Raw genomic sequence first — 13,103 nt, forward strand, 5'->3', positions numbered from 1 at the left:
GTGTATTTTTTAGCTGGTTCGAAGACAATCGCAAAATTAAACAATCTTTTCAAATATCCTAGATATTTGGGTCTTAAAAGGATCAATGTGAAAATGGTTCAAAAAGGGATGGAAAAAGCCGATGGATATTCAGCACAAAAACAGAAGCAGCAGTAAAAGCATTCTAGAAAAACATATATTTATAAAGGATGGAGTTATCGAGCCGCAAACTGAATACGTCTGTTTTAAAAATAATAAAATTTGTCGTCGACCTCCAATCGTGCAAAAATCCCAGGGGATCGACGACTCTTTTAAATCTCCATTGAGCCCGCGCAAATCAAAGGATTGATAAATTTTTACTCATTGGCTAAAATGAAATTAACCAATCAACCATTTAAATCGGAATGCTGATCTAACAACATTTTTTGGGGGGTTTTTATCTTAACTATCCCGAAAATTTAAAGGGGGAAAAACGCAAAAAAAGGATGGGGGGATGTGTTCCACTAGTTATTGGTATATAGTGGAAAATAGAGGTTATGCCGTTTGATCTTGTTTTTCCACCGTGACCGTATAACCTAAGGTTTCTAACTTCTTAATGGCTTGTCTTGCTACATGATGATGTTTGCGTTCTTCGTAGTAATGAGGTCCCAGTTCATTATAAGTTTGTTTGCGTTTTAAGAGGTGATAAATGATCACGAGAATGCGATGAGCGACGGCAACAGCGGCGCGGTTGGCTCCACGTCTAGCGGCAATGCGCCGATACAGACTGGAAAGATAAGTGTTTTTCGTCCGAGCGGCACTTCGCGCTGCTTCAACTAAAGCGGAACGCAATTTTTTATTGCCCTTTTTCGTTTTCCCAGATTTTCGTTTGCCGGCGCTTTCGTTATTCCCTGGAGCGATGCCGGCCCAAGAACACAGATGAGCAGAGGTAGGAAATTGATTCATATCGGTTCCGATTTCAGCTAAAATTTGTTCAGCGCCTCTGCGTCCGACGCCGGGGATGGTGTCCAACCGCTCCAGGTCTTGTTCAAAAGGGAGCATCCGCTGTTTGATTTCTTCATCGAGTTCTTTAATGAGTTGGTCGAGGTGGTCAATGTGTTGTAGCTGGGTTTTAAGCATCAAGCGTTGATGGTGTCCGATTAAGCCTTTCAATGCTTTTTTTAGGAGTTCCTTTTTGTTTTTCAGTCGACGTTGAGCCAATTCTGAAAGAATATGAGGGTCCGTTTCGCCTTGAATAATAGCTTCAAGCATGGCGCGACCAGACTTGCCCAATACGTCGGAAGCGACGGATGCAAGCTTGATGTTTGCTCCTTCGAGGACTTTTTGAATGCGCTGAATCTCTCTTGCCCGCTCATCAATTAAGCTACGACGATAGCGCACGAGTTCGCGTAGTTCCCGTTGTTCTCGATTAGGAATATAGCTCCCTTGGAGAAGTCCATGTCGTAAGAGGGTGGCAATCCATTCCGCATCCTTGACATCGGTTTTGCGACCGGGAACGTTTTTGATATGTTTGGCATTAACGACGATGGGTTGAATGTTTTCACTTTCCAGTAAGTTATAGATAGGTTTCCAATAGGAGCCGGTGCTTTCCATAGCGGCATGGGTACAACGATGGGAATTGATCCAGTCGATCATGGTGAGTAAATCATCGGTCATGGTGGAAAACGTTTGGATCTCTTTATGATCCGGAGTGATAATACAACAGACAACGTTCTTTTTGTGAACATCAAGGCCACAGACACGAGAGAAGACAACATCCATATCCATTCTTCAACACTCCTTGTGGCTTAATGATAGAAGGCTGGTGCGACGACCATCAAAGACTATTCTATCCCGCGTGCTTCCCGAAAGGGAGCAACAATCAGTGGTACACCGGGTCGTCGAGGTCTGTCTATAAGACGTGCTTAAGGCACCAAGGTAAGACGACCTTTCTTATCCAGCCGTGTCTCCATTATACGATAAATGTGTTATTATTTTCATCATCTGCTGGTGCCGTTATCAAACGGCATGGGGGTCTATGAGGAATTGAAACTACGCAAGATGACTGCGACTACATCATCGGCGTTAACGTTTTTATCTTAACTATGAGGAATTGAAACTCAGCTTCATCTTGTTGTGTCATACCTGCGTTAACTCTGTTTTTATCTTAACTTGAGGAATGAAACACTACTAAAATCTCTCCTCCCAAGTCATTAACTCCCCAAGTTTTTATCTTAACTATGAAAAAATATTAAGCAAAAAACTTATTAAGATTAGTAGCACAGACCACGGTCAAGGTATGTGCTACAATTTTTTATAGCAGAAGGAGAAGGGCAGAATAGATCGTGACAGGTTCCAAGTATCATTAGTTCGTAATGCGGTTGCATTAAGGACAATCGGTCGTTCCGAAGAACTTTTGCGGGAACTCACCAAGGTACAAATCGAGTTTAGAATTGCGGAATTGGTTCACAACATAGTGAAGTAACAGTCATCCGCCAAGCTGCTTTAAACAAAAATCGAAAGTATACAAAACAAGTGGAGAAAAGCAGCAAGTTTTCTCCATTTGTTTCATTTTAGGAACTTATTGGACAGTTTCTAGCAATTTGGTGAAAAATATGAAATTCGTTTGTACAATGATTGTGGTTATGATAATTTAGTAATTGGTGCATATTAACGAAAAAGGAGACGTCAGAATGGATCGAAAGATTAGGGTAATGACCATATTTGGTACAAGACCTGAGGCGATTAAAATGGCTCCGTTAGTGTTGGAGCTAAAAAAATATTCGGACGAAATAGAATCGATTGTGACGGTAACAGCTCAGCATCGGCAAATGCTGGACCAAGTTCTTGAACTGTTTGAAATTAAGCCTGATCATGACCTCAATATTATGAAGGATCGACAAACATTGACAGGCGTTACGGTGAGAGCACTTGAGGGGCTTGATCAAATTATGAAAGATGTCAAGCCTGATATTGTGTTGGTACATGGAGATACGACAACAACATTTGTTGCCAGTCTTGCGGCTTTTTATAATCAAATTGCTGTCGGACATGTAGAGGCTGGGCTGAGAACATGGAATAAATATTCTCCATTCCCAGAGGAAATAAACCGACAAATAACAGGTATCATTGCGGATTTGCATTTTGCACCGACGACAAAGTCAAAACAAAACCTTCTTCAAGAAAATAAAAACGAAGATTCCATTTTTGTTACTGGAAATACAGCGATCGATGCTTTAAAAACAACTATTAAAGATTCTTATCAAAACGATATTCTCGATAAAATCGGTTCGGATCGGATGATTTTGCTAACTGCCCACCGGAGGGAAAATCTGGGTGAACCAATGCGCAACATGTTTAGAGCTATTAAAAGAATTGTTCAAGAGCATAATGATGTACAAGTTGTGTATCCGGTTCATTTAAATCCTGCTGTTCGTGAGGTAGCGAATGAAATTTTAGGAGACGACGATCGGATTCATCTTATTGAACCGCTTGATGTATTTGATTTCCATAATTTCGCTGCCCGTTCGCACATTATTTTAACCGATTCCGGCGGAGTACAAGAAGAGGCGCCTTCATTAGGGAAACCTGTTCTTGTGTTAAGAGATACGACAGAAAGACCTGAAGGTATTGAAGCGGGTACATTGAAATTAGCGGGGACGGACGAAGAGACCATCTACAAAATGGCCAAAGAGCTGCTTACAAATAAAGAGGAGTATGAACGAATGGCGAAAGCGTCGAACCCATATGGAGATGGAAATGCTTCTAAGCGCATAGTAGAGGCCATTTTATATCATTTTGGCAAAAGAGAAGAAAGACCACAATCTTTCCAACCATATTAAGAAAGAGGGAATTTTAAGTATTCCCTCTTTCTTTCTTTTTATGAAGTAATTCAATATGATCTGATAGTTTTTTTGCGAACATTTCTCGATTGTAGTGTGCTAGCAGCCGTTCTTTCAAATTTTTCCGCATTCGTTTTAATTCCGCCTCATTTTCAAAGGCGTTGAATAGAGCACGGATAAAGTCGTCTGCATTTTCAGGTTCAAAGAAGAAACCGCCATTTAATTTTTCAATAATTTGTCTCGCCTCTCCATCAACACCGATTAAAACAGGAATGGACATGGAAAGGTAATCGAACATTTTCGATGGGATCGTAATAGAGAAAAGAGGATGCTTTTTTAAACTAACAATACCGATATCTGCTGCTTTGTAATAGGAAATAAGCTCATCTTTCGGAATTTGATCGATAAATCGAACGTTTGATAACTGATTTTGTTCAGCTAACTCTTTTAACCGTTTTTTTTCGACCCCTTCACCGATGAATAAAAATATATAATCAGAATTGTCTTTAAGCTTGATTGCCGCCTGAATAACGGTTTCCAGTCCTTGGGCTGAGCCGATATTCCCTGAATATAATATCACTCGTTTGTTTTGAAGATTGTACTCTGTTTTTATATCTTTATAATTAGCATAAGTGTCATTAAGCAAAGCAGGATTGACGCCGTTAGGAATGACAATAATTTTTTCTTCCGGAATTCCTTCGGATACTAATCTGTCTTTATATCCATTGGTCACAACGACAATGAGATCAGCCTTTTTATATAAAAATTTTTCCAACTTCCGTGCAAGGTTTAAAAGTTTTTTATTTTTGAATTGGCCAAGAATCTCAGCAAAATCCACCCATAAATCGCGGACCTCCAAAACAAATTTGGCTCTGTGCCATTTGCTTAAAAGCCATCCGGAAAAAGTTTGAAAAAGCTGTGGCGTAGTAGCGTAAACGATGTCAGGCTTTTGAACAAAAATCCCTCCAATAAAGCTTGAAAAAGTAAAAGAAAAATAATTCATTAAACGCCGCAATGCGCTTTGTTTCGTATCTTTCATCCGAAACATACGGTAAACATTTACATGATCCATCGTTTCTTTTTTAAAAATGCCAAAATTCGTTTCATGATTAGGGAAGGCTGTTATAATAGTAACGTTATGTCCTAATTTTCCTAAATAATAACTTAAATCGTATGCTCTAGCAGGCGCAGCGCCTATTTCAGGTGGAAAATGCTGTGTAATGTAAATGATTTTCATGTTAATTCCCTCTATATGAAAATAGAATTCGCTAATCTAATAGTGTAAAGTAAAATTATGAAAATGACAATGCATAAAGAGGTTGGAGAATATGACAAAAGTGTGCGTGTTAACAACAGTCCATCATGCTTATGATGGAAGAATTTATCATAAACAGTGCAAAACGCTGCAAAAAGCCGGCTACGAGGTTACGCTGATTGCTCCAAAACCGGAAAAAATAATTGAACATGATAATATACAACTGATTCCGATTGATAAACCGAAGAAAGAATGGAAACGTTTTTTACATACATTTTCTATTATAAAAAAAGCAATAAAAACGAACGCAGATGTTTATCATTTTCATGATCCGGAATTGCTCCCTGTAGGGGTTTTGTTAAGGCTTATAACACGTAAAATTGTAATTTTTGATGTTCATGAGCATTATCCGAATGCGATTATGAGCAAAAAATATTTAAAAAAATGGGTAAAAATTCCTGTTCGGATCGCATATGAGATTATTGAGAAAATTTCTTTGCAGTTTATTTCCGGGGTTATCTATACAACAGATGAAGTAGGGGAAAGATATAAAAAATATAAAAGCTGCAAAATTGAAAACTACCCTTTGCTTGAAATGTTTGAACAACTCAGCATCAATCAAAAGGATCCAAAACTTATTTTATATTTAGGCGGGATTACACCTATAAGAGGCATTCGGGAATTAATTAAGGCATTCAAGATCGTTTCTGAAAAAATGGATGCAAAGCTGCTGTTTGTCGGCGGGTTTGAAGCAGAATCTTTTGAGAAAGAAATAAAAGATAAAATCCGTCAATATGGACTTGAGAGCCAAATTCAATTTGCTGGGAAAGTTTCTTATGAGCAAATCCAAACATATTTAGAAAAGGCATCGATAGGGATTATTCCTTATTTGCCTGTTCCGAATCATCTTGTTTGTTTGCCTAATAAAATTTTCGAATATTTAGCAGGCGGTGTTATTCCGATTGCATCAAATTTTCCGCATTATGATCGGGTGCTGAAAAAAGCAGGAAGCGGCAGAGCGGTCGACCCTGAAAATCCGAAAGAAATAGCGGATGCCATTCTGTTCTTTTTGCAATGCGGTCAGGACCAGTTAAATCAAATGAGGGAAAGAGGGAGAAACGAATTTTTAAAAAGCTTTAATTGGAAAAGTGAAGGGAATAAACTGCTTGATTTTTACCAATCGTTTCAAAAATAAATGAGTCATAAAATAGTTATAAAAATTTAAAAATAATATTGTTGAAAGTTTCGCCATTTCTGCTATGATGAAAGAAGTGAATACTTCTTGCGATGAGTGGGGGATTATATGAATTATTCCCAATATATAATAGCCTTTATTTTAACATTCGTAATGGCGGCATTGCTTACACCTTTTGTAAAAAAATTGGCTTTAAAAATAAATGCAGTGGATTATCCAGAAGGAAGAAAAGTTCACACAAAAGTTATGCCCCGTTTAGGCGGGCTCGCCATTTTTTTTGCAGTGGTGATCGGTTTTCTGTACTTGCAGCCGGATGATCCTCACATGTTAAAAATTATTTTAGGGGCTACTATAGTTTTAATTACTGGCATTTTAGACGATATTTTTACTTTGACACCGAAACAGAAATTATGCGGGCAATTGTTGGCTGCATTCGTTGTCGTGACATCAGGGCTTTTGATTGATAAAGTAACATTGCCGTTTGTTGGAACGGTTTACATAGAAGAATATCTTAGCTATCCTTTGACAATTTTGTGGATTGTCGGCGTTACGAATGCCATTAACTTGATAGATGGATTAGATGGTCTTGCGGCAGGAGTCACAGCGATTGCCTTGACAAGCATTATGATTATGGGATTTATGGATGGCCGTTTAGTTGTTGTTGCTCTGTCTGTCATTCTCATCGGCAGCACGTTAGGATTTCTTGTCCATAATTTTTATCCTGCCAAAATATTTATGGGCGATACGGGCGCAATGTTTTTAGGCTATTCGGTCGCGATCATTTCGATGTTAGGATTGTTTAAAAATGTTGCACTGTTCAGTTTTGTCATTCCGATTATTGTGCTGGCCATCCCATTATTTGATACTATTTTTGCGATCATTAGAAGAATTTTGAACAAGCAAAGCATTACAATGGCTGATAAACATCATCTGCATTATTGCTTAGTTGATTTAGGATTTAGTCATCGGACATCGGTGCTAATCATTTATTTAATAAGCGCATGCTTCGGCGTTTCAGCGATTCTCTTTACTCATGCGACATTATGGGCATCGTTGATCATTATGATTGTGCTGATTATTATAATTCAAATCGGTGCTGAGATAGTTGGGTTAATCGGAGAAAATCAAAAACCTTTTCTTAATATGTTGAAAAAAATATTTTCTTTAAATAAACCGCAAAAAGATAATTCATAACCTTTGCCAAATAGAAAAAGCTGTCAAAAGATTGACAGCTTTTTCCTTTAGGGAAATCTGTCTTATACGTTTGCGCGGCTCGGCAATATCTATGTCGAGTTTGGGATTTATGGCAGTTATCCGACATCTTAAAATAGTCGGCGACTGTTTTCAGCAAAAAATCGAAAAAATTACAAAAGCCGGTGGAAAAAACAGCTCATTTTTTCCACTGGCTTTATTTAAGACTTCTCGGACGTCCCTTTTTTTTATTTATTCGAGGGAAGCCCTATTATTCAATTGAAAATTTAGGTGATCTTGCAGATCATGTTGTACCTCCGCAAGGGATTCATCGTCTACGATATAATAGGAAACGCCATTTATATATTCTGGTGTGCCTTCTAGTTTTACTTGCTCGATTTTGGAAGAATTAAAATCTGAATATTTTTTGTAAAAAGCTAGCAACTCGGCTACTTTCATATTTGTTTCTACGTTATCGCCGATTTCATCTGTTAATTTATCAATTTTCGTAATAGTTCCGATAGAGGAAAGTTTATCAATTACTGCCATTACGACCTGCTGCTGTCTTTCATTTCTTCCGAGGTCTCCGCGCGGATCTTCAAGCCGCATTCTTGCGTAGGCAAGAGCATGACGACCGTCCAAAGTCATCGGTCCTTCTTTAAATTCAAGCTTCTCTGCGACTCTGTCGTCACTGTTTTGTTTAAAGTCAAATGGGACATCGACTTCAATTCCGCCGAGAATATCTATAATATTTTTAAATCCTTCAAAATTGACTGTCACATAATAGTCAATAGGAATGTTTAAAAAGTCTTCGACTGTTTCGATTGTCAACTCTTTTCCACCGTAGGAATATGCATGGTTAATTTTTGTTTTCTTATCCTTTTCTTTTATATAAACTCTTGTATCCCTTGGAATACTTAACAGTTTCATCGTTTCATCTTTTGGATTAAACGTGGCAACCATTAAAGTGTCCGACCGCCCGCCTTTGCCGCCGCTGGAGTAGTCTTCAACACCCATAATCAAAATGGAAACAGGGTCATTCGATATCGTAACCTCCTCATCGCGCAGTTTTGATTTCACCCGATCCAAATCGTCATAAGCGGAATTATAAACTTTCCAAAACGTATATCCTGTGTAGCCGGCAAACACTAACAAAATTAAAATAAAAAGCTGCACAATTCGTTTAAATAATTTTCTCTTTTTTCTCTTTCGTGTTTTTTTCAATTGTTGACTTTTCATATAATTTCCTCCATAAAAAAATTAGATTTTCTCCTCCAAATAAACGAAATCCCCCTCCTGGATCACACATTTCCCATTGGTGAGATCGGTCATCCAGTCTTTGAAGCTTTGAACCTGGCCTTCCTCTACATATGTTTCAACTTCCACATGATCGGTATAGTAGATGTCTTTCAGCTTATAGACAGACGAGCGCAATTCGTTTTCGATTTTGCCGAGAAAGCTGTAATCAAACGTAGTGCGAATAATTTTCATTAGCTTGCGTTCGATGATGCCAACGTGGTCAATGGCTTCTGAAACAGCTTTTCCGTATGCACGGATCAGCCCGCCGGCGCCGAGTTTAATCCCGCCGAAGTAACGGGTGACAACAACGACAGTGTCTTTTAGTTGTTTCTTTTTCAACACTTCAAGCATCGGCACTCCTGCTGTTCCGCTTGGCTCTCCGTCGTCGTTCGCTTTTTGAATTTGGTCATGCTCTCCAATTAAATATGCGGAGCAGTTATGTGTGGCATCCCAATGTTTTTTTTTGATTGTATTAATAAACTCTTGAGCTTCTTTCTCAGTTTTGGCACGATTAATATAGCAGATAAATCGTGATTTTTGAATCACGATTTCATGCTCTCCAAAGCCAGCTACGGTATAATAGGAGGAAAGCAATTGTGTATCACCTCCGCAGAAGAAACAAAACGGCATAACTTTTTTTGACAAAAATCGACTTTTTTATAAAAAAACACTCACATTAGAATATTATAAAACGACAAAATTTTTACTTCAATTATGAACTGATAAAGTTTTTGTAACAACTTTTTTAAAATGGAGGAAAAGGCTGTGAACTCCAAAAAATTAGATTCTGCTATAATAGACGATATTTTAAATAAAATGATCGAAACCGTCCAATCGAGCAAAGATCAAATTTTTGAAATCGGTGAAAAATCCCGCACAGAGTATGAGAAAATAGTAAAAGAATTGGAAGAAGTGAAAGAGCAAGTAAGTGAGGTGATAAAGCAAACCGATAAGCTGACGATTCAATCGAAAATCGCACGGCAGCGCCTCGTGGAAGTCAGCCGCAACTTCAACAAGTTTTCAGAACAAGATATTTTGAATGCCTATGAAAAAGCGCAAAATATTCAAATTGAACTGGCCATGCTCCAAGAAAAAGAAAAACAATTAAGAAAACGGCGGGATGAATTGGACCTCCGGCTTTTATCATTAAAAGAAATGATTGAACGAGCAGAGGTCATAGTAGGTCAAATTACTGTTGTGCTGCAATATTTAAACCAAGATTTGCGGCAGGTTGGCGATTTGCTGGAAGATGCAAAGAAAAAACAAGCCTTTGGCTTAAGAATTATAGAAGCGCAGGAAGAAGAACGGAAACGGGTGTCACGTGAAATACATGACGGACCAGCTCAAATGCTTGCCAATGTTTTGATGCGCTCTGATCTGATTGAACGAGTTTTTCGGGAAAAAGGGACTGCAGAAGGGTTTCAGGAAGTTCAAAGTTTGAAAATAATGGTGAGAAATGCGTTAACTGAGGTTCGGCGCATTATATACGACTTAAGACCTATGGCTTTGGATGATTTAGGTCTCATTCCAACACTTAGAAAGTACCTTTCTACTATTCAAGAATATGAAAAAGACATAAAAATCAATTTTCAAAACATCAGTGATGTGGAAGAAAAACGGCTCCCGCCGAAATTTGAAGTGGCCTTGTTCCGGTTAGTTCAAGAATCTGTAACGAACGCTTTGAAGCATGCGGAAGCAAAGCAAATTGACGTTAAATTTGAAGTCCGTCCAAACCAAGTAAATGTTGCAATAAAAGACGACGGCAAAGGCTTTGATATCAAGAAAGTGTTTAAAGAAAAAAAGGAGTCATTCGGTTTAATGGGAATGAAAGAACGGGTGGAGCTGTTGAATGGGAAAATGGCAGTCCATTCTGCACCCGGAAAAGGAACGTTCATTATTATTCAATTGCCTACTAATCTATGAAATAGAGAAATGGTCTGATTGACTTCATGCATACATCACTGAAAAAATAATAATGGGGAGGATTGTAAATGAATAATCAAGTTAAAATTGTCATAATAGATGACCATGCTCTGTTTCGGGAAGGTATAAAACGCATTCTTGATTTTGAGCCTAATTTTGAAGTGGTTGCGGAAGCTTATGACGGCAGTGAAGCTTTAACAGTTGTTGAAAGCTATATGCCGGATGTTGTCATTATGGATATTAATATGCCTGGTGTAAATGGCGTTGAAGCTACTAAGCAGCTGGTTAATTCATATCCGGATACGAAGGTTATTATATTATCGATCCACGATGATGAAAATTATGTGATACATGCTTTGAAGACCGGAGCGAGAGGATATTTATTGAAGGAAATGGATGCTGACACTTTAGTAGAAGCAGTTAAAATCGTGGCAGAGGGAGGAAGCTATTTACATCCAAAAGTAACTCACAATCTAGTCAATGAGTTCCGCCGTCTGTCATCAGCCAATAATGGACAAATTCCAGCTACAGTCCGGCGCCCTCTTCATATTTTAACCCGACGTGAGTGTGAAGTTTTGCAAATGCTTGCTGATGGAAAAAGCAATAGAAGAATCGGTGAAACGCTGTTCATTAGCGAAAAAACGGTAAAAAACCATGTCAGTAACATTTTGCAAAAATTAAATTGCAACGATCGAACACAAGCTGTAGTTCTTGCCATTAAAAACGGCTGGGTGGAAGTTAAGTAAAGTTACATATTTTCCATGGCGATTAATTTTGAACGACTTGAACCGACAAACCGTGAAAGTGAGATTGATTTCTAAATACCAATTTTGCCCGGTGTATCTATATTGTTTTTTCCGACTTGGCTGATTGTCCAGTGATGATAAATGAATTCAATTGCATTTCTTCATTACGGCTGGAAACATAATATCATTTGGCAACTTGTCAATCTATTCGGATCCTGACCAGAGAAATGTTGTTTTTAATCAGAAGCGGCGAAAATGAATCATAGGAAGCATTACATTCAACGTTCCGGTTTTGCAGAATCAACTTAGGTGAAAATGTATCAACAGGAAGCATAACGGTCTCTTCAAATAACAACAGTCGCTGGGAAGAGGCCGGTTTGCTCAGAAACAAGAAAAAATGCAGCAAAATTGGTAACCGCAATTGAAATCCACATAAAAGCTCCGTTTAAGCTGCTCAAAAATCCTTTAAAAAGGTGTAGACCTCATAAGAATAACCTCAACGAAAATCGTAATGAGCCGATCGACAAAACGAAATCCGCATAAATGGCAGTATAAAGACTTTGAAGCAGCTAAAAAATTTTTCATCCTCTTGCAGTTTCATGGAAATCCGCCAAAGTTAATGATAAAAGCTTGCTTTTTTTATAAAATAGTCTTATAAAGGAGAGAATGAAATTATTAAAAGGAAAGGAAAAACATGATGCAAATTGCGATTGTAACAGATAGTACTGCTTACATTCCTGAAGAAGTTCGAAAGAGGCATGGCATACATATGATTCCTCTTAGCGTTATTTTTGGAGACGAGTCTTATCGTGAAGAGATAGATATGACAGCAGAGAGTTTTTGGGAAGAAATAAAGCGCCAGAAAGAGCTGCCTACAACTTCTCAGCCGCCAGTTGGTGAATTTGTCGAGTTGTTTGAAAGCTTATCGAAAGAATATGATGCAGTCATCAGCATTCATCTTTCAAGCGGTATCAGCGGCACTTACAATGGTGCTGTCACAGCAGGTCAAATGGTAGACAGCATTAAGGTATATCCTTACGATTCGGAAATAAGCTGTATGGCTCAGGGATTCTATGCAATTGAAGCAGCGAAAATGGCAAAGGAAGGGAAAAAAACGGAAGAGATCATCGCTCGCCTTGATGAAATTAAAAAATCAATGGATGCTTATTTTATGGTGGACGATCTTTCTCATCTTCAGCGCGGCGGACGATTAACCGGTTCTCAAGCTTTAATAGGGAACCTGCTGCAACTGAAGCCTCTTCTTCATTTTGTTGATAAAGTGATCGTGCCGTATGAAAAAATTCGTACGCGCAAAAAAGCAATCCAACGTATCTATCAATTATTTGACGAAGCTGCAAGCAAACATCCGGTGCGGGCGGCTGTCATTCATGCCAACAGACCGGAGGATGCCAAAAAAATGAAAGAGGAGCTCGAAAGTAAATATCCAAATTCTGAATTTATTATCAGCTATTTTGGCGCTGTCATTGGAACTCATCTAGGTGAGGGAGCTATGGGTCTCTGCTGGTATAAAAAGTAATTGCAAGAAAACGTTAAACCCATTGTGATAAATGGCTGTATCCATCCTCTTAAAAGAACTTCCCCTTCAAAACGAGAAAAGGTGCGATTCACCAAAAAATGGAACGGTGTCTGACCATCTGAAGGTGCAAAAAGCACCTTTTATTTTTTACAGAAAT

10 protein-coding genes are annotated in these 13,103 nt (G+C 38.4%); 6 read left to right on the top strand and 4 right to left on the bottom strand.

All coding sequences use genetic code 11. From position 1 onward, the window contains the following. Nucleotides 1-513 precede the first annotated feature (513 nt). A complete protein-coding gene (locus NSQ44_RS02550) occupies nt 514-1,740 on the bottom strand; it encodes an IS110 family transposase (protein ID WP_340858085.1) in 1,227 nt (408 codons plus the stop codon). A gap of 911 nt (nt 1,741-2,651) precedes the next feature. On the opposite strand from NSQ44_RS02550, the gene wecB reads away from it, so the two are divergent. Next, nucleotides 2,652-3,800 (top strand): non-hydrolyzing UDP-N-acetylglucosamine 2-epimerase, encoded by a 1,149-nt coding sequence (gene wecB, locus NSQ44_RS02555; protein WP_063386309.1) that lies wholly within the window; start codon nt 2,652-2,654, stop codon nt 3,798-3,800. A 13-nt stretch (nt 3,801-3,813) separates the two neighbouring features. Here wecB and NSQ44_RS02560 read toward each other — a convergent pair whose 3' ends face one another. Continuing rightward, the gene (locus tag NSQ44_RS02560; protein WP_340854742.1) at nt 3,814-5,037 is read right to left on the bottom strand and encodes a glycosyltransferase family 4 protein; all 1,224 of its coding nucleotides are present in this window, start codon (nt 5,035-5,037) and stop codon (nt 3,814-3,816) included. Between the two features lie 91 nt (nt 5,038-5,128). Between NSQ44_RS02560 and NSQ44_RS02565 the strand changes: the two genes are divergently transcribed. Both NSQ44_RS02565 and NSQ44_RS02570 read left to right on the top strand, forming a co-directional pair. Beyond that, nucleotides 5,129-6,250 (top strand): glycosyltransferase family 4 protein, encoded by a 1,122-nt coding sequence (locus NSQ44_RS02565; RefSeq protein WP_340854744.1) that lies wholly within the window; start codon nt 5,129-5,131, stop codon nt 6,248-6,250. Between the two features lie 108 nt (nt 6,251-6,358). Next, complete coding sequence (locus NSQ44_RS02570; protein ID WP_327847927.1) at nt 6,359-7,444, top strand: MraY family glycosyltransferase; 1,086 nt, start codon at nt 6,359-6,361, stop codon at nt 7,442-7,444. 249 nt (nt 7,445-7,693) lie between these two features. On the opposite strand, the gene NSQ44_RS02575 is transcribed toward NSQ44_RS02570, so the two are convergent. Together NSQ44_RS02575 and NSQ44_RS02580 are read right to left on the bottom strand one after the other, a co-directional pair. After that, a complete protein-coding gene (locus NSQ44_RS02575; RefSeq protein WP_340854747.1) occupies nt 7,694-8,680 on the bottom strand; it encodes an LCP family protein in 987 nt (328 codons plus the stop codon). 21 nt (nt 8,681-8,701) lie between these two features. Further along, complete coding sequence (locus NSQ44_RS02580; protein WP_340854748.1) at nt 8,702-9,334, bottom strand: YigZ family protein; 633 nt, start codon at nt 9,332-9,334, stop codon at nt 8,702-8,704. Between the two features lie 171 nt (nt 9,335-9,505). Here NSQ44_RS02580 and NSQ44_RS02585 point away from each other — a divergent pair, with 171 nt between their 5' ends. The 3 genes from NSQ44_RS02585 to NSQ44_RS02595 all read left to right on the top strand — a co-directional run bounded on the left by NSQ44_RS02585 (nt 9,506) and on the right by NSQ44_RS02595 (nt 12,946). Further along, nucleotides 9,506-10,663 carry a sensor histidine kinase gene (locus NSQ44_RS02585; protein WP_340854749.1) on the top strand — a complete coding sequence of 386 codons (1,158 nt, stop codon included), beginning with the start codon at nt 9,506-9,508 and terminating at the stop codon, nt 10,661-10,663. A 68-nt stretch (nt 10,664-10,731) separates the two neighbouring features. Next, complete coding sequence (locus tag NSQ44_RS02590) at nt 10,732-11,409, top strand: response regulator (protein WP_063386301.1); 678 nt, start codon at nt 10,732-10,734, stop codon at nt 11,407-11,409. A 697-nt stretch (nt 11,410-12,106) separates the two neighbouring features. Continuing rightward, on the top strand, nt 12,107-12,946 hold the full coding sequence (locus NSQ44_RS02595; protein WP_340858088.1) for a DegV family protein: 840 nt from the start codon (nt 12,107-12,109) through the stop codon (nt 12,944-12,946). Nucleotides 12,947-13,103 lie beyond the last annotated feature (157 nt).

Origin of the sequence: Aeribacillus sp. FSL M8-0254, from assembly GCF_038008845.1 — a bacterium.
Taxonomy (GTDB): Bacteria; Bacillota; Bacilli; order Bacillales; family Aeribacillaceae; genus Aeribacillus; species Aeribacillus composti.